The sequence below is a fragment of the Candidatus Epulonipiscium viviparus genome (assembly GCF_030708075.1).
Classification (GTDB): Bacteria; Bacillota; Clostridia; order Lachnospirales; family Cellulosilyticaceae; genus Epulonipiscioides; species Epulonipiscioides viviparus.
The window spans coordinates 563,263-582,197 of the sequence record NZ_CP117982.1 but is presented as its reverse complement, the minus strand read 5'-3'; the positions used below and the strand labels follow the sequence as shown (position 1 = coordinate 582,197).

Annotated in this window: 18 protein-coding genes; 15 read left to right on the top strand and 3 right to left on the bottom strand. The window is 34.3% G+C overall.

The window, feature by feature from the left end:
• Positions 1-4 precede the first annotated feature (4 nt).
• The 13 genes from addA (at position 5) to tmk (ending at position 14,633) form a co-directional block, all read left to right on the top strand.
• The gene (gene addA, locus PCY70_RS02070) at positions 5-3,565 is read left to right on the top strand and encodes a helicase-exonuclease AddAB subunit AddA (RefSeq protein ID WP_305768251.1); all 3,561 of its coding nucleotides are present in this window, start codon (positions 5-7) and stop codon (positions 3,563-3,565) included.
• A 100-nt stretch (positions 3,566-3,665) separates the two neighbouring features.
• Positions 3,666-4,565, top strand: coding sequence for a MurR/RpiR family transcriptional regulator (locus PCY70_RS02065; protein ID WP_305768250.1), 900 nt, complete (start codon positions 3,666-3,668; stop codon positions 4,563-4,565).
• A 15-nt stretch (positions 4,566-4,580) separates the two neighbouring features.
• Complete coding sequence (gene cmk / locus PCY70_RS02060; protein WP_305768249.1) at positions 4,581-5,255, top strand: (d)CMP kinase; 675 nt, start codon at positions 4,581-4,583, stop codon at positions 5,253-5,255.
• Positions 5,248-6,102 carry a 4-hydroxy-3-methylbut-2-enyl diphosphate reductase gene (gene ispH / locus PCY70_RS02055; protein WP_010166919.1) on the top strand — a complete coding sequence of 285 codons (855 nt, stop codon included), beginning with the start codon at positions 5,248-5,250 and terminating at the stop codon, positions 6,100-6,102. Before cmk ends, ispH begins: the two co-directional genes overlap by 8 nt.
• Positions 6,092-6,859 (top strand): CheR family methyltransferase, encoded by a 768-nt coding sequence (locus tag PCY70_RS02050; protein ID WP_305768248.1) that lies wholly within the window; start codon positions 6,092-6,094, stop codon positions 6,857-6,859. The genes ispH and PCY70_RS02050 overlap by 11 nt, the downstream gene beginning before the upstream one ends.
• Positions 6,860-7,062: 203 nt before the next feature.
• On the top strand, positions 7,063-8,289 hold the full coding sequence (locus PCY70_RS02045) for a putative glycoside hydrolase (protein ID WP_052296453.1): 1,227 nt from the start codon (positions 7,063-7,065) through the stop codon (positions 8,287-8,289).
• Positions 8,290-8,371: 82 nt separating this feature from the next.
• Positions 8,372-8,803: a hypothetical protein gene (locus PCY70_RS02040; protein ID WP_010166913.1), complete on the top strand. Its 432-nt coding sequence runs from the start codon at positions 8,372-8,374 to the stop codon at positions 8,801-8,803.
• Entirely contained in the window at positions 8,778-9,767 is a 990-nt protein-coding gene (locus PCY70_RS02035) for a hypothetical protein (protein ID WP_010166911.1), read from the top strand. The genes PCY70_RS02040 and PCY70_RS02035 overlap by 26 nt, the downstream gene beginning before the upstream one ends.
• Positions 9,768-9,983: 216 nt before the next feature.
• Positions 9,984-10,859: a diadenylate cyclase CdaA gene (gene cdaA / locus PCY70_RS02030; RefSeq protein ID WP_010166909.1), complete on the top strand. Its 876-nt coding sequence runs from the start codon at positions 9,984-9,986 to the stop codon at positions 10,857-10,859.
• Positions 10,846-12,180, top strand: a complete 1,335-nt coding sequence (locus PCY70_RS02025) for a CdaR family protein (RefSeq protein ID WP_305768247.1) — start codon at positions 10,846-10,848, stop codon at positions 12,178-12,180. The genes cdaA and PCY70_RS02025 overlap by 14 nt, the downstream gene beginning before the upstream one ends.
• Before the next feature lie 23 nt (positions 12,181-12,203).
• Positions 12,204-12,512 carry a winged helix-turn-helix transcriptional regulator gene (locus PCY70_RS02020; protein ID WP_010166905.1) on the top strand — a complete coding sequence of 103 codons (309 nt, stop codon included), beginning with the start codon at positions 12,204-12,206 and terminating at the stop codon, positions 12,510-12,512.
• A gap of 64 nt (positions 12,513-12,576) precedes the next feature.
• Positions 12,577-13,923, top strand: a complete 1,347-nt coding sequence (glmM, locus tag PCY70_RS02015) for a phosphoglucosamine mutase (protein WP_305768246.1) — start codon at positions 12,577-12,579, stop codon at positions 13,921-13,923.
• Between the two features lie 107 nt (positions 13,924-14,030).
• A complete protein-coding gene (gene tmk, locus PCY70_RS02010; protein ID WP_010166901.1) occupies positions 14,031-14,633 on the top strand; it encodes a dTMP kinase in 603 nt (200 codons plus the stop codon).
• Between the two features lie 48 nt (positions 14,634-14,681).
• Here tmk and PCY70_RS02005 read toward each other — a convergent pair whose 3' ends face one another.
• Both PCY70_RS02005 and htpG read right to left on the bottom strand, forming a co-directional pair.
• Positions 14,682-15,137 (bottom strand): hypothetical protein, encoded by a 456-nt coding sequence (locus PCY70_RS02005; RefSeq protein ID WP_010166899.1) that lies wholly within the window; start codon positions 15,135-15,137, stop codon positions 14,682-14,684.
• A gap of 60 nt (positions 15,138-15,197) precedes the next feature.
• On the bottom strand, positions 15,198-17,105 hold the full coding sequence (gene htpG / locus PCY70_RS02000; RefSeq protein WP_305768245.1) for a molecular chaperone HtpG: 1,908 nt from the start codon (positions 17,103-17,105) through the stop codon (positions 15,198-15,200).
• 187 nt (positions 17,106-17,292) lie between these two features.
• On the opposite strand from htpG, the gene PCY70_RS01995 reads away from it, so the two are divergent.
• The gene (locus PCY70_RS01995) at positions 17,293-17,457 is read left to right on the top strand and encodes an alpha/beta-type small acid-soluble spore protein (RefSeq protein ID WP_305768244.1); all 165 of its coding nucleotides are present in this window, start codon (positions 17,293-17,295) and stop codon (positions 17,455-17,457) included.
• Positions 17,458-17,488: 31 nt separating this feature from the next.
• Here PCY70_RS01995 and PCY70_RS01990 read toward each other — a convergent pair whose 3' ends face one another.
• Positions 17,489-17,941 carry a DUF5721 family protein gene (locus tag PCY70_RS01990; protein ID WP_305768243.1) on the bottom strand — a complete coding sequence of 151 codons (453 nt, stop codon included), beginning with the start codon at positions 17,939-17,941 and terminating at the stop codon, positions 17,489-17,491.
• A 224-nt stretch (positions 17,942-18,165) separates the two neighbouring features.
• On the opposite strand from PCY70_RS01990, the gene PCY70_RS01985 reads away from it, so the two are divergent.
• A complete protein-coding gene (locus tag PCY70_RS01985; RefSeq protein WP_010166890.1) occupies positions 18,166-18,900 on the top strand; it encodes a YebC/PmpR family DNA-binding transcriptional regulator in 735 nt (244 codons plus the stop codon).
• Positions 18,901-18,935 lie beyond the last annotated feature (35 nt).

Sequence of the window (18,935 nt, the reverse complement as noted above, 5' to 3'; positions counted from 1 at the left end):
GATTATGGGATTTACTACTGAACAGCAATTGGCAATAGATTTGCAGGACAAAAACATTTTGGTTTCTGCCGCAGCTGGGTCTGGCAAAACTGCAGTTCTCACGGAAAGGGTAATTAAGCGAGTGTTAAATACTGGAAAAAACCGAGTGAATATAGATAGATTTCTCATCGTAACTTTTACTAATGCTGCCGCTAGCGAAATGAAGGAACGCATAGAAATAAAGTTAGGCGATGCATTATCAACCGCTGCCGATGGTGAAGAGGTCGACTATTTACAAAAGCAACTGGGACTTTTGGGAAAGGCATCTATTTCTACCATTCACTCTTTTTGCGGCAAATTAATTAGAACCCATTTTAACGAGCTAGGGCTTGAACCCAATATGCGAACCTGCACCGAGCAAGAAGCCACTTTGTTACAGAACCTGGCAGTAACCGATATATTAACGGCAGCTTTTGAAGAAGAATCCGATGCGTTTTATCAGTTATGCGATGCTTATGGAAGCGTTAATGGGATGGACGCCATCGCTTCTATGATATTGCAAATTTATAAATTTACGCAAAGTACTGTATTTCCGCAAAAGTGGCTGGCCCAACAAGTTGCCACACTCGAAGCTGGTGATAATGCCGCATTTGAAGCAAGTTTAGCAGCAGATCTCAGATTGGAGCTCGAGAGCATTCAAACTCTACTGGAGCGTGCACTTGTAATAGCAAAGAAACCCAACGGACCTTTACATTATGCCGACTCCATAGGGTTTAATCTCCAAAATTTATCGAAGATGGATCTAAGCTCCTTTGCAAACATCGTCTCTGCATTAGCTAACTGCAACATTGCCGCCTTATCTCGCAAGCGTCCTGCTTGTGATCTATCTCTCAAAGATGCCGCAAAGTCTTTGTCCAGTACTGCAACTTCGCGCCTAAAATATTTGCAGGATAACTACGCAATATTGGCCGACCCAACTGTTATTAGCAAAACTGCATCCATTAGTACAATATTCAAGGAGTTGGCACGCCTCGTTACCACATTTGAGACTCGATATGCTGAGAAAAAACAAGACCTCGGAGTTCTCGACTTCAACGATCTCGAGCATTATGCTATCAAATTATTGGTTACCGAATCTGACGGTGCCCTCGCTCCCACCACAGTTGCCAAAGAACTCGGTAAGTATTATTCAGAAATATATATCGATGAGTATCAAGATGTCAACGATGTTCAAGAAACTATTTTATCGGCAATTGCCACAAACGGTGCAACTCGATTTATGGTTGGTGATATCAAACAGAGCATTTACAAATTTAGACTCTCCAACCCCAAGATTTTCCTGGATAAATATAACAGATTTCAGCAATTTTCTCCTACCGCCGCTGCAGATATACGAATCGATTTATCACATAACTTTCGAAGCCGTGCCATAATTTTAGACGCTGCCAACGAAATATTCGAAAGATTGATGCGTCCTGCGGTGGGTGATTTAATCTATGACCAAGCGCAACGACTGTATGCTGGTCGCGAATACGCAACATTTGATGAGACTGCCAAGCAATGCGAACTTCATTTATTGGAGCTTTCCACCCTCGATGCAGATGACGCAGAAGAGCCTTCGAATAAAGCCGAGCTCGAAGCCGCCATGATAGCCAAAATTGTAAAAGATATTTTAGATGGCAATAGCAATCCCAAAATTGTCTATGATAAAGATCTCGATATTTATCGTGCTGTTGAGCCTCGCGATATTGCAATATTAGTGCGTGCAAAAGCTGTTTCTACTGCATTCGAAAACGCATTGTACAAAGTGGGAGTAGATGCTTACGCAGAAATTAGCAAATCGTTTTTTGAAGCTACAGAAGTAGAGCTTATGATCAACTTTCTAAAAATCATCGATAATATAAATCAAGATATTCCTTTCCTTTCTGTATTGCATTCATCGTTATTGGGGCTGGATTTTGACGAGCTATCTGAAATACGCACATATGCAGATGGGAGCTTTTATAATGCATGTGTCGCATATAAACAATTGCACCCACATTCGAAGCTTGCAGATTTTTTTACCGAGATTGAAGGTTTTCGAAAGTTGTCCAAAATGGTTCCCGTGAGTGAACTTATCGACCAAGTTTTTTTACAGACTGGGTATTTGGGATACGTTTCTATGTTAGACCATGGCGCCATTCGTTCTGCCAATCTCAGAATTTTAAAGCAGACTGCCATAGATTTTGAACAAAATACAAAAGTTGGCTTATTTAACTTTCTAATATTTTTGGAGCAATTACGCAACGATGAAGCATCTATACAACAAGCAAAATCAGCTGTAGACCAAAATAATACCGTTAAAATTATGAGTATTCACAAAAGCAAGGGTCTCGAATTTCCTATCGTAATATTGGCAAATGCACACAAGCGATTTAATCAAATGGAGACGTATCAGCCGATTTTGCTTCATAATCAATTAGGCCTGGGAGCGCAATTTAGGGACATGGAAAAATATGTAGATTACACAACTTTGCCCTATTTGGCGATTAAAAATAAGATATTTAACGAAAACATTTCTGAGGAAATACGTATTTTATATGTAGCATTAACGCGTGCCAAAGAAAAGCTTATCGTAACTGCCGTTACAAACAGTTTTGATAGCTTGTTGAGCAATGCTTTGTTACACGCTACCGAGCATATAGATTCGATATTCATACGCAACCAAAACTCTTATCTAAACTGGATAATTCTTGCACTTGCACACCATCCATATACACTAACCGAATCTGTCGCTAATTTTAATGCCGGAACAATGGGCCAATGGATTATCAAGCAATATAGCCGTTTAAGCTTTGCCGATGCAGATGCCGACTTTGTGGAACCCCCTAGTTCAAACGAAGTCATTCAAGATATATTCGACCTAATAGCAACCGACACCTCTAGCAATAGCCTAAAAGATGAGATCTTTGCAAAGTTAGACTATGAATATCGCCATATATTAGATACAACTTTGCCGCAAAAGATTTCTGTATCAGAACTCAAAACCAAAATGAGCGATTCTATCTCTAGCGCACCCTATAGTTCTAATATTCCAAAGTTTATCGCTTCATCAAGCTATGATGGATTATCGCACGGCAATATTATTCACGCAGTATTCCAACATTTGGATTATCTCAAGTATACTGATCACACGTCTATTCGACAAAATATCGAGTCCATGATAGCCCAAAACAAATTGGCCAAGAATACTCTTGCAATAGCTAATATAGATCGACTAGTCTCCTTTGCAAATTCTGCTATAATTAATAGAATGCGTAAAGCAGCGTTTAGTTTTAAAGAGCAACCATTTCTGTATCAGCTTCCCCAATCTGAGGGAAGAAGTCTAATCTCCGGGATAGTCGATGCCTATTTCGAAGAGAATGGCAAAATTATTATTATCGATTACAAAACTGATTCCACAAAAGCTCACACTAAAATTGAAATTGTAGATAGATATCGATTACAAATCCAATGGTATTCTGAGGCTTTACAAAATATTACTCACAAAGTTGTTACTGAACGTTATTTATATTTATATAGCATCGACGAGTTTGTTGCTCTTTAATATGCCGCATAATATTAAATTTTGATTTCGTCCATTGTAAAAATTTCAAAAACAGGTTATACTTTTTAAGTGACAAATTTAATTTTAGTAGGTGAGTTCTATGAAGCAATACGAATTAATACAACGAATAAAGTCTTCTCAATCGAGAATGAGTAAAGGCCAAAGATTAATTGCAAACTATATCATTAATCATTATGAAAAAGCTGTTTATTTGACTGCTGCTAAATTGGGGCAAATTGTAGGGGTCAGTGAATCTACAGTGGTTAGATTTGCCACAGAACTTGGATATGACGGCTACCCTAAGTTTCAAGCTGCATTAGTAGAGTTAGTTAAAAGTAAATTGACCGCTATGCAAAGAATAGAAGTCACACATAATAGAATTGATCAAAATCACGTATTAAAAAGCGTGTTACAAATCGATGAAGAAAAAATCCGCCATACTGCTGCCCATATTAATGAAGAGACATTTGATGGTGCCATAACAGCGATATTAAATGCAAAAACAATTTATATTTTGGGAGTACGAAGCTGCGCTGGCCTTGCTACATTTTTACACTTTTACCTTAATATAATGTTTGAAAATGTTAAAGTTGTAAATACCAATAGTATCAGCGAAATTTTTGAAGTCATTCATAGAATTAATACAAACGATGTTATAATTGGAATAAGCTTCCCAAGATATTCCAAGCGTGTTTATCGATCTTTGGAATTTGCAAAGGGAAACGGTGCTACTATAATTGGAATCACCGATTCTGTTACTGCACCTATCGCGGAATTTTCAGATTATTGCCTTGTTGCAAAAAGTGAGATGATCTCTTTTGTTGACTCACTTGTGGCTCCTTTAAGCATCATCAATGCTCTAATTGTTGCGCTTAGTCTCAAAATTAAGGATTCGCTAGAACACAGTCTCGATAGTTTAGAAAAAATTTGGGTAGAATACGAAGTTTATGATGATACCAAGGATTTTTTTAGAGAGAATTATGACAATACAATTATCTAGAAAACGGAGGCTTATATGATAATAGCAATTGATGGACCAGCAGGTGCTGGAAAAAGTACTATCGCAAAAGAGATAGCTCAAAAACTTGGATGGGTTTACATCGATACCGGTGCCATGTATAGAGCAGTAGCATTATGTATTCTCAGTCAAGGTATTGACTTAGCCGATACAAATACTATTACAGCGGCTTTAGCAAATATACAAATAAAAATATCACATATTAATAAAAATCAGCACATATTTCTTAATAAGGAAGATGTTACCAATAAAATTCGTACCAGTGAGATTTCTAATGCAGCTTCTACTATTGCGGCAATTTCTGCTGTCCGAGATAACTTGGTTCAGTTGCAGCGAACTCTTGCTCATACAACCAACGTTGTAATGGATGGCCGCGATATCGGCAGTGTAGTTTTCCCCAATGCTGATTTGAAAATCTTTTTAACTGCCTCACTTGCGGAAAGAACAAATAGACGATTTAAAGAACAAACAGAAAACGGAAAAATCGTTGAATGGAATAAAATTTTTTCTGAAATTGAATTGAGAGATAAGGCTGATTGTAGCAGAGTTGATTCGCCTCTTATTCAAGCTGAAGATGCCATACTTGTAGATACCTCCAATTTAACTGCAGATATGGTTGTAGATCATATTTTACAACTTGCCAAGGATAAAGTAGGTGTTCAATTTGATTAAGTTAGCAAAAAGCGCAGGATTTTGTTTTGGAGTAGAAAGGGCCGTCAATCTTGCTTATTCTAATGCCTCTCTTTCAAATATTTTCACATTTGGTCCTATAATCCATAATGATTTCGTCACCAACGATTTAAAACTCAAAGGAGTAGAAATAGCATATGAGCTTACTCCGCGCATCAAAAACGTAATAATTCGCTCACATGGTGTGGGAGAAAATATCTATAAACAAGCAGATCATTTGGGTATAAATATTATTGATGCTACTTGTCCATATGTCAAAAAAATCCATAATTTGGTAAAACAGCACATAATATTAGGGCAATCTATTATTATAATTGGAGATAAATTGCATCCAGAAATAATAGGAATCAATGGATGGACAAATGATAACGCCATCATAATCAAAGATGAATTTGATTCTAACATACCCTTACTTGACAATACAAAAAGTTATTTTGTTGTTGCACAAACCACATATAAACAAGAAGTGGTCAATAGAATAATACAACTACTAGAAGAGAATCACATTACATTTAACTATGTTCATACTATTTGTTCCACAACAACCAAACGTCAGCAAGAGGCACGTAGTTTGGCCAAAAATGTGGACACTATGATTATAGTAGGCGGTCGAAACAGTTCTAATACAAAAAAATTATTCGAAATCTGCCTTAGTGAATGCAAAAATTCTTTGTGCATTGAAAACGCTTCAGAGCTTGCTAAAATCAAATTTAATAAAGATAGTGACATAGGTATAACTGCAGGAGCTTCTACTCCTAAATATATTATAGATGACGTTATATCCTATATAAATAATACAATAAAAGGGGAGATTAGTAATGGATTATAATCATTTTGTGACAGAGTTTTATACATTTTCTAAAATTGATTTAAATTCCTATAAGGAAGGACAGATGAAAAGACGCATTGATTCACATATAAAGAAGTCTGGTATTTCAGATTATCGAGAATTTTTAACACTTTTAAAAACTAACCCTAAAGCTTATGAAACGTTTTTGGGATATTTAACCATAAATGTTTCCGAATTTTTTAGAGATCCTAGACAATGGGCTACTTTAGAAAAAGATATTTTACCTGGAATTATAAATGTTACCAAAACATTTAATGTATGGAGTGCTGCGTGTTCCACAGGCGACGAACCTTATACTCTTGCAATATTACTGACCAAGTTAATCCCAAGCCAAAAATTCAAAATTATTGCAACAGATATCGATAAAGATATTTTAGCAAAAGCAAAAACTGGAATATATCCTGATAAACAAGTTATAAATCTTCCAGCAGACTATAAGTCTAAATACTTCAAAAAAACTACAGAAGGCTATATAATCAGTGATGATATAAAAAGAAAAATTGATTTTAGACAGCATAATCTACTCAAAGATCCTTATCCTTCTGATATTGATTTGATTGTGTGCAGAAATGTTTTAATTTATTTCACAGAACAAGCAAAGGCAGATATTTATACCAAGTTTAGCAAATCATTATCTTCAACAGGAATATTATTTGTAGGTAGCACCGAACAAATCATTAACGCTCATGATTTTGGCCTCAAATCCAAAAAATTATTCTTCTATAGCAAAGCATAATCTTATTCCAATTCCCCCTCTGTCTTGGAGGGGAATAATACATTTTTTTACATATTTTAAAATTTCCCCTATACAACTTAAATTTTTCATGGTAAAATATTACATCACAGGGATTTTTTAGACAAAATAGGTAATTCGTGTAAAAATATAGATTTTATTTCACAATTGTGAATTTTTATGCTACAATAAAGGAGTGTTTACTTATGAAGAAAAAACTTACTTCTCCTGCACAGTATAGTTACTACACGTACAGGAACAAGAAAAACCACAAAAAAAAACTTACGATGCTTGCTACAATATTTACATTTTTATTAATGAGTTATGCTTTTCTAGCCTATGACGAAACCCACAAAACCCCTAGTGCTGATTTGCAAAAATTTTTTTCAATTGAAAATATTGGAGACTTTGAACAAAACTCTCTTAGTTTTGACATTCACAAAGACTCACCAAATATAAAAGGACTCTATGTTCCCGCTCACAAAACATATAATATAGATGAACTTATACAACTCGCAAATGCAACAGAAATAAATAGCTTTGTAATCGATGTTAAAGATGACATGGGATACCTTACTTTTTCTAGCAACAACCCTGCGTTACTAGCGGCAAAAAGTGTGCGTAAATCTCCAAAAATTCCTGATATTAATGCTCTAATGGATGCGTTATATAAAAATAATATTTATCCAATCGCAAGAATCGTAACCTTTAAAGACAATATTGTCGACACCAATTTTCCCGAGAGAATGGTTCTAGATCACGATGGCAATGTTTATGAAACTAAAGGAAAAGAAACTTGGTTAAATCCGTATAATATAGAAAATTGGGAATATATTTTAGAAGTATGCAAAGAAGCAATTCGTGTTGGATTTAAAGAGATTCAGTTTGACTATATTCGTTTTCATGAATCTATGACATCGACTCGGGTAAACTTACCTGACGATATTTCTAGAACCGAGATTATCAATGAGTTTTTAGACTATATGGTAGAAAATTTGGAGCCCTATGGGGTACGCGTTAGTGCCGATGTTTTTGGAACCATTATTACTAGTAAAATCGACGCACAAGTTTTAGGACAAGATTACAAATCGTTTGTCCAACGCCTAGATGCTGTCTATCCTATGATTTATCCTTCTCACTACGCTAACGGTTCATTTGGTCAAAAAAATCCAGACTTAAACCCATACGAAATAATTTTAGGTGCCTTAAAAGCATCCAATGAGGTTATTAGACAAATTCCTCTCGAAGAACGAAAAGCACAAATTATACCTTATCTCCAAGACTTTACTGCTACTTGGGTAACTCCGCATCAAGACTATACTGCAAAACAACTTCAGCAGCAGATGCAAGCGGTATATGATTCTATTCTAAACGACTGGGTTTTTTGGAATGGTGCTGCTAGCTATACAACAGACGCATTTATAGAAGAATAAATAACCACATACTAGCATAACAATAGAATAAAAAGAACAAAAAATAGCAGCTGCATGAAGAGTAAGGCGGAAAGGACTTAGTATGATTGATAAAGATAAGATTATTTTAATGTCACAATTAGCTCTCTTAGATAATGACCCTGAAATGCCTCACAATAGACGAATCACCTCGAAATACTGTAAAGATTTTGTATATGTTGCCAATTTATTTACTCAATTATCTATTGCCGTTGTTGTAATTATTTTTATTGCAACTCATCTACTATGGCAAATTCAGAGCGGTATGAACCTACCCACAAACTTAGATGAAATCATATACACATTTATAATTCCATATGGCAGCTTAGCGTTTGGCTCAATTATTTTTTATACCATCATTTCTACTTTGGTTTATAAAAAAATATATCGTAAAGCTCAATTAAAAACTGATAAATATGATGCTTTAGTTAATGAATTAAAAAATCTAAGTATTCAGGAGGAAATATCTAATGAAAAAAACACTTTTAGGTATTAGAGCTGGGTTTATTAGTGTCTATAAGAATAATGAAGTCATTATAAATATACTCTCAAAGTTTATTTTAACTTTCATATGCTTGCTATGTCTTAACAACGTCATAAATTTTTCTAATTCTAATATTGTAACTATCGTGTTATGTGTGGCGCTCAGCCTCATATCAATGGGGCTACCTACATATATTACATTTATTGCATTGATGATTATTACACTTATTAAAGTAAGTCAATCTGGACTCATCTTAACAATTGTTATGATCTCATTAGCACTACTTTTCTATATTCTATATATCAGATTATTCAAAAAAGAAACTCTTTTGATCATATTTACGTTACTTCTTTTGCCTACCGGGGCAATATATTTGGTTCCACTTGTTGGTGCGCTATTTTTTGGGTTTGGAGCATTTGGAGCATTCATCGTTGGATGTTCTTTATACAATATACTTATGATCCTTCCACTTTTGATGAATAGTTCAGCTAGTATTACACTAGAAGAAGTAGATACAATATTTGCACAAATTGAAATTGTCACAAATAAAATTTTATCTGTGACCGTATATGACCAAAACATGCTTGCTACAGCATCTATTTTGATGGTGGTATTTTTAGTAGTATATTTGATTAGAATTTTGTCTATCGATTACGCACCATATATAGCCATATTCTTTGGCTCTGTTATCAATATATTGGGTTTTTTATTAGCAGATCTGCTTATTCAAATGAATATTAACATCCCAATGATGATTATTACTACTTTAATTTGTATGTTATTTGCTTTTTTTGTTTCTTTTTTATCTAGAGTATTAGATTATAATCGTGCGCAGGTTGTACAATTTGAAGACGAGCATAACTATTATTTTGTAAAGGTTATTCCAAAAATTGAGTTATCTTCTCGACATAATGAAATTTATGATTTATATGACAATATTGATGTTGCTGATGAAGAAATAATTATTGAAATTTAAGTCGCTTTGGCGGCTTTTTTTTATGTCATTTTCAATTTTTTTCTAAATTCATAATTATATCTCAAAATTACTTTTTTTAGTGATAAAATATATAAAGTTTGTGGTATAATAAAAAGTAAACCACCCTTAATTAAAAAATACTCAGTTAAATTTAAAGTTCTTATTTCGGTTTAATCACCGATTTATTTTACTACTACATCAAAAAAGGGGCGAAGTATGAATTGGGATTTTTTACACTCAATACTAGAACAAATTTCATTTTTTAAAATACCCCAGGTATCATTTAAAGACCTAATTGATATTTCAATTGTAGCGTTTGGGATTTACAAAATTATAATGTGGATTAAAGATACACGTACATGGGCGGTTTTTAAGGGTGTTGTCATTATTTTTATGGCTTCTTTAGTAGCTTATTTGCTAGAGTTGCACACCTTATCCTTTATAATTAGTAATACAATCACAGTTGGAACAATAGCAATTGTTATTTTGTTTCAACCAGAACTTAGGCGAGCACTTGAACAACTAGGTCAAGGAAATTTATGGGGGACCTCTATAACCACTGATAAAGAAACTCACACGCTAAATGATGAATCTATTTCTCATCTTGTAAAAGCTAGCATTCAAATGGCCAAGGTGAAAACTGGTGCACTAATTATCATCGAAAAAGATACTGTTCTTACAGAATACAAACGAACTGGAATAGCCATAGATTCTGTAATCAGTTCACAATTACTTATCAATATTTTTGAGAAAAATACTCCTTTGCATGATGGAGCAGTAATTATTTCAAAAAATCGAATCAACGCTGCCACTTGTTTTTTGCCTCTTAGTGATAGCCTCACAATCAACAAAGATTTGGGCACCAGGCACCGTGCCGCTATTGGTGTTTCTGAGCAAACTGATGCTGTTGTAATTGTTGTATCAGAAGAAACCGGCATAGTTTCCTATGTCCGCAATGGTAAAATCAGACGCAACTTAACTGCAGAAGGTCTTGAGAAAGTTCTCTCACTAGATGTTCAACGAAAGGCTAATAAGTCATTTAATGGCTGGAAAAGGAAAGGGAAAGGAAAGATGAAGAATGAAACGTCATAACTTACACTGGAAACTACTTTCTATATTATTAGCAATGCTTTCATGGCTTATCGTTATTAACATTCAAAACCCTGTTATCAGTGCAGATATCGACAATATCAAAGTTGATGTAATTGGTCTTAATCAAATAGAAGGTAAGGGACATGTGGTCAAGGATGGCTATAAACTACACAACCTTTCTGTAAATATTAATATTAAAGGGCAACGATTGGAGGTTGAAAATTTTTTGACAGAGGATGTCAACTCTGTTACAGCTCGGATCAATCTCACTCCATATGTCCAAGAACTTGTTAATAACTCTGGGTTAACAGAGCGATTGGTTGAAATAGAAATAGACAACGTCCCAGAAGACATTGTAATAGAAGACTATGAACCTTCTTCTGTTTATGTTGTATTTGAATCAGAAAAAACCGAATCCTTTGATATTATTTATAACATAAATGGTAAAGAAGACAGCCAATATATAACTCTTGACCCCATTATCAAAACTAAAGAAATTGAAATTGTTGGACCAGAAAGCATTGTAGATACTATCAAAAATGTAGTTGTTGACATTAACATAAACGATTTTGCACAAGATCCACTTGTAATGGATTTACCAGTATTTGCCTATGACAAGGATGGCAATGAAGTTGTGGGGATTTCAAAATCACAAAATTATGTAGAAGTTATTTTACCTACAGGAAAGAAAAAAGTAGTGCCACTAGTAGCCGACTTTAACGGTACTCTCCCAACAGGATATACATTAACAAACACCATCATTACTCCTGCAGAAATCACCATCGTAGGTAATGAAGCACTCATAGATCAAATTAATTCTATACAACTTAATAGTATATTTCTCAGCAATATTATAGAAAATACAACTAAGCAAGTCGATTTTTTGCTACCTGATGGTGTCGAATATATAGATAAAATTGATCCTAAAGCTGTTGTAACAATTGAAGTACAAAAAACTAACATCCATGAATTTACGATAGATATCGACGAGCTTAAATTAAAAGTTGTTGGCTCCGATAACATTAAATACGATATTTTGGACAATTCGATTACACTTAAGCTTAGTGGAACAGCAGAAGAAATACTTGAATTTACGGTTGAAGATTTATCTGCTACACTCGATTTGACAGATGCTCAACTTGGAAAACACGAATTTGAGCTCACTATTCCTATCCCTCCAGAATTAGAAATAGTAAATTCACCTTCTCTTACCGTTCTAATTGAGCAAATTGTATCCGAAACACCTTACGAAGATCCTGCTTATATCGATCCAATCTACATTGATCCATCTTATATAGACCCCACTTATCATAATAAATGATTTTTGAAAGGATGACAACAAAAATGGCAAATTGTCCTATTGAAACAACAATAACGCTCATAGGCAGTAAATGGAAAGTATTAATTCTTCGAGATTTGTTTGATGGCACTAAACGGTTTAGTGAATTAAAAAAAAACCTTTCTGGTGTCTCACAAAAAGTTTTAACTACTCAACTGCGAGATTTAGAAAGTTGTTCTTTAATCAACCGAAAAGTCTACCCAGAAGTGCCTCCTCGCGTTGAATATAGCCTCACATCCACTGGACAAAGTTTAAAACCAGTATTAGAGGCACTTGAACACTGGGGCAAAGAATATACCAAAAATTTTGAGTGAACACACTCAAGCAAATTAACATACACTATTAATGCTATAAATTATATTTATGGGAGGAATACTAATGGGAAATTTATTTGGAACTGATGGCGTTCGCGGAATTGCCAATGCAGAGTTAACTGGAAATTTAGCTTTTAAACTAGGTCAAGCTGGAGCCTATGTACTCACCAAAGAAACACATAGACAGCCTAAGATTTTGGTGGCCAGAGATACAAGAATTTCTGGACTTATGCTAGAATCTGCCCTTGTTTCTGGAATTTGCAGTATGGGTGCTAAAGCTATTTGTATAGGTGTTGTTCCAACGCCTGCAGTTGCATTTTTAATTAGGGAGCTTGGCTTAGATGCAGGAGTTATGATTTCTGCTTCCCATAACCCAGTTGAGTTTAATGGCATCAAATTTTTCAATAATGCCGGATACAAATTGCGAGATGAACTAGAAGATGAAATAGAAGCCCTAATAAAAGACAATACTAGCCTAGATTTACCTATTGGCGCGGCAATTGGTACCTGGGAACTAAAAGAAAACGTTGTTGATTTATATGTGGATTATTTGTGTAATACTTTACCTAGCGATTTAGAAGGTCTTCGCGTATTGCTAGATTGTGCCAACGGCGCATCATCCAAAGTTGCTCCTCTAGTGCTTAGAAAATTAGGAGCCGAAATAGAAGTTATTCACAATAAGCCTAATGGTTTAAACATTAACCAAAAATGCGGATCCACTCATATGGGTGATCTTAGCCGACAAGTTGTTGGCAGAAAAATGCAAGTTGGAATTGCCTTTGATGGCGATGCAGATAGATGCCTAGCTGTAGATGAAAATGGTCATATTGTTGATGGCGATCAAATTATGAGTATTGTTGGCTTGGACATGAAAAATGATGACAAATTAGTCAATGACACTATTGTTGCCACCGTTATGAGCAACCTCGGCTTTAAAATTATGTGCGATGAAAATAATATTAATCTTGAATGCACCCAAGTTGGCGACAGATACGTACTTGAAAATATGCTACAAAATCATTATAATCTTGGCGGAGAGCAATCTGGGCACGTAATTTTTCTCGACTATAATACGACTGGCGATGGTCTTCTTACTGCAATTCAATTGCTCTATGTTATTAAGAAGACAGGCAAAACACTCTCAGACCTTGCTTCTGTTATGAAATTATATCCACAAGTTCTTAAAAATGCCAAAGTTACTAATCAAAAAAAATATTTCTATAAGAAAGACGCAGATATTCAAAAACTTATTAAACAGGCTGAAAATGAGTTTTGTGGCAAAGGTCGAGTCCTTATTCGCCCTTCTGGTACAGAACCTCTTGTACGTGTGATGATCGAAGGCGAAGATCAATCTACCATAAATGCTTGGGCAGATAAAATTTCCCAGCTTATAGAAGACAAATTAAATTAAGTAGTTATTACTGCAGCAGATAGATTTATGACTCCCAAGCTTTGTAAGATCTGGTTTTGGAGTCTTTTTTTATGTATTATCAAATTTAATATAAGATTGGAGAAACTATGAATAGAGGTCTGTTTATTGCTATAGAAGGCGGAGAAGGCTCCGGCAAAACCACTCTTTGCTCCTTATTAAAAACACATTTTGAAGCTGATAACATCCCCGTTATTGCAACTCGAGAACCCGGCGGAATCGAAAGTGCCGAATCTATTAGAGACAATATTTTTCAATTTGACTTAGATGCCAAAACCGATTTACTATTATATTTAGCAGCTCGTCGAGAACACCTGATACATACAATTTTGCCTGCTCTTAATGCCGGAAAGTTAGTTCTTAGTGATCGATTCTATCTCAGCACTCTTGCGTATCAAGGTTATGCTAGCAATTTGGATATAGATATTATTCAAAAATTTAATAATTTCGTTTGCGATGATATTCTTCCCGATTTAAATATTATTATCGACTTGCCCCCAAATATTGGGCTTAGTAGAAAAGGCGTAGATATAAATCGATTCGATTTAAAAGGATTAGACTTTCATACCAAAGTATATGAAGGCTATCTGCAACTATCCGCATCCATCAAGAATGTATATCTCATTGACGGAACATCTTCATTAACATCACTCGAACATCAAATTTATTCCTTAATTAAATCAAAAATGTAACATAAAAAATAGAGATACGGCTTAATTGCGGTATCTCTTTCTTATTTGTCAAATCACAATATACTTAACTGGTGTTGCATTTAGATTCAGCTTCTTGATTTTATCTGCAAATTCATTTTGTATCAAATTTCGAATCGTTGCTCCAACTTTTCCAGCTTTTTCTATTGTCAATTTAGCATCATTGCAAGCATCAATAGAAGTAAATATCTTACCTGGTGGATAGTTTATAATAACTTTTTTAATGTCATCTGAAAAGCCTGGTGTTACTGCTTCATGCGCTTCTGCAACTACTCGATACTGAGCCTGTCCATGACTATTCTTTTCGATACGCTCTATATGCTCCGAACAATGAGTTTTAATATATTTCCACACAGCTTTTCCAAACTGTCCTCCTTGCCCTAATTCTAACGTACGTTCAGAATCTTGACACACATCCGCAGATGTAAATACTTTTCCTAATTCATATCCATTAATCACTTGCTTTTCTATCTCTGTAATATTCATAATCGACCCTCTCTTGGCTGTCGGAGAGAAAATTCTCCTCACATATAATGTTTTTTATAATTATTTAGTAAGGTTTAACAATAATTCGCAGTTCCTCATCAAAAATTCCTTCATTGCATCTGGAGATAATGATTGATTTGAAATAAGTGCTAAATCATATAAATGCTTACAAATTAGATCCTTTGTTGTTGCATCTACAGAATCGTTTGTCAAATTTTTAATCAGCGTATGGTTTTGGTTTAATACTAATGTCATATCAGAAGCCGGTAGATTATCCGTTGGCATTCCATACATTTTCATCATTTCTTGCATACGTCTTCCTTCTTCAGAAACCAAAATCATAGACGGAGTTGTATCGCTATTTAAGTTTTCAATAGAAACTTTAATATCATCTTGGTTCAATGCTACTTTAAACAAACTAGCAATTTCACCTTCATTAGTTTTGTCTGCTTCTCCTTCTCCTAACGCTCCAGAAACATCCGAATCAATACGCATAAACTTCAGTGACGGATTTCTTGATTCTATATGTGAAATAAATGATGCGTCAATCGGATGCGGCAAATATATCGCATGCAAGTTATTTTCTTTAAATAATTCAATATATTGGGATTGCTTTTCTTTATCTGAAACATAGAAAATTTTATCCTGTGGTTCATCAGCTTTTTGGTCTTTGGCATCTGGAAGATCATGCCCTAAATACTCTGCCATAGTTACGTGCTCATCATCAAGTGTTTTAAACAAAATGTAGTCATTAATTTTGTCTGAAAATTTTTGATCTCTTAAGCAACCATATTTGATGAATGGGGAAATATCATCCCAAAACTTTTTATATTTTTCGTTCTCTTTTTTATAAAGCGAAATAAGTTTATCTGCTACTTTTTTAGTGATATAATCAGAGATTTTCTTTACAAATCCATCATTTTGCAGAAAGCTTCTCGATACATTAAGAGGCAAATCTGGGCAATCTAACACACCTTTTAATAGCAACAAAAATTCCGGAATCACTTCTTTTATATTATCTGCTACAAAAACCTGATTATTGTAAAGTTTAATCTTTCCTTCTGCTATTTCAAAATCATTTTGTAGCTTTGGAAAATACAAAATTCCCTTAAGCTTAAATGGATAATCCATATTTAGATGAATCCAAAATAGAGGCTCATGGTAATCCGAAAAAGTTTTTCTATAAAAGTCTTTATATTGATCATCAGTACATTCTGCTGGCGGTAATGTATATAACGGATTTATATCATTGATAGGCTTTGCTTGCGCTTCATCAACTTCTTCTGTATCAATATCTTCTACATCGGCTTCTTCAGTTTCTTCGGCTTCTTCAGTTTTTTTATTTGCATCCACCATATAGATAGGAATAGACATAAATGAGCAATACTTTTCTACTATCTTAGATAGATGATAGAATCCCAAAAATTCCCTGCTCTCTTCTGCTATATGCAATATTATATCTGTTCCTCTTGTCGTTCTAGTTCCCTCTTCTAATTCGAAGGTAGTCCCTCCATCACAAGTCCATAAAAGTGACTCGCCACCTTCATATGAAAGCGTATTGATTTGTACCTGAGATGATACCATAAATGCCGAATAAAATCCTAGTCCAAAATGTCCAATAATCTGATCATCGTCCATTTTATCTTTATACTTACTCAAAAAGTCTTCTGCTCCTGAAAAAGCAATTTGATTAATATATTTTTCGATTTCTTCCTCTGTTAAACCTATACCATTATCAGATATCGTAATGGTTGATGCTTCTTTATCAACAGTCACAGTGATTTTAAAAGGCTCGTTTAAATTGTCTGCCGCTTCTCCAATATCGCAAAGTTTTTTAAATTTGAGAATAGCATCTGCAGCATTAGAAATAAGCTCTCTCACAAAAATATCGTGGTCTGAATATAACCACTTTTTAATTATAGGAAAAATGTTTTCACTATGAATTGATAAATTACCTTTTTTAGACATAAAATCTGTCATCCTTTCACTAATAAAAATTTTGTCACCTAAATATTACTAATTTACATATAATTTGTCAATATCTAATTTGCGAAAACATGAAAATTTCCAAAATTTACTGTAATATTCTATCGTCAAATGGGAACATTACTACTATAAATATCGAGTTAATAATTAGACGGCAAGGGAGAGTTATATGAAAAATAAATCATTGGAATCTATGAAACAAGAAATAGCGGCGGATCTAGGTATTTCACTAGCACAAAGGTATAACAGCAATGCTCGTCCATCTGGTAAAATCGGCGGCGAAATGGTTAGACGCATGATCAAAGCTCAAGAACAGCAAATGAAAGATCAATAATACAGGCGCCTCGGTCTTCGAGGTCGCTTTTTTACTTAATAAACTTATATTGCAATAAAAATCTTTCTATTTTTGCATCCCACTCAATTTCTGCGCTCTTATCCATTATAAATATTTTGGGGCTCCAAGCCGAGGTTAAAATAAAAGCTTTATTTTCATACATAATATTTAAAACAAATGACTTTGCATCTGTTGAAATTTGCTCTGTTTTTTCTTTTGTTGTCAAAAAAATAATTTTGAGATACTGCACTTTATCAGTTTGAGAAAATAGATGAATTATCTTATTTTTCAAAAATTTCCACGACATAAATGGTGCGGCAGGAACGTTATCGTTTACATGAAAATTTTTATGAAGAGTTCCATCAATTTTATATTTTATATCAGTATATAATGTTATCTCTTGCGTTAAAAACGAATCAAAAAGCGAATTTTTAAATAATGTATCCATAAATTTATCATTTTCTACTATTAAAAATTGCTTCATATAACCCTCCTTTTAGCCATTTTGACATTTCTGGCGCAAAATTTACATTTTATACCAATTCATTGCTTTTCTTTTTCATAGTATATCTATCACTCATAACTTCTTCAAGGCCTTATTTTAAGAAATAAAAATCTACCCCCTTGATTAAATCAATAAAATCAATAAAATAGTAAATAGTAGAAGTTTTCAAAGACATATAATTTAAAAATTTTTAGGAGGTAATTATGTCAGGACACTCAAAGTTTGCAAACATAAAACATCGTAAAGCCAAAAATGATGCGCAGAAAGGTAAAATTTTCACCAAGCTGGGTCGAGAAATTGCTGTTGCTGTTAAAAGTGGTGGCTCTGATCCTAATACTAACAATAGACTAAAAGACATTATTGCCAAAGCAAAATCTAATAATATGCCTAATGATACAATAGCTCGAAGCATTAAAAAAGCTGAAGGTGATGCAGATGGCGTAAATTACGAATATATCACATATGAAGGGTATGGTCCCAATGGTATCGCGGTTATCGTCGAAACACTTACCGATAACAAAAATCGTACCGCTGCCAATGTACGTGCCGCATTTTCAAAAGGCAATGGCAATATGGGTACCTCTGGATGCGTATCATTTATGTTCGAAGAAAAAGGCGAAATTATTATCGAAAAAGAAGATACCAACATAGACGAAGATGATCTCATGATGCTAAGTCTCGAAGCTGGAGCAGACGACTTTGCCGCTGAATATGAGGGCTATGTTATCACCACTTCTAAGGATGCTTTTGCCGATGTGTATAAAGCCATAGAAGATGCCGGCATAAAAATTTCTAGCGGTCAAGTTACTATGCTTCCTACCACCAATGCAGAAATTGCTGATGATAATATTAAAGCTTTCACCAAATTGCTAGACTTACTAGAATCTGATGATGATGTCCAAGAAGTCTACCACAATTGTAGCAATTTTGATGAATAAAAAATAGCCCCTTCTCTGTTTAGGATAGGGGCATC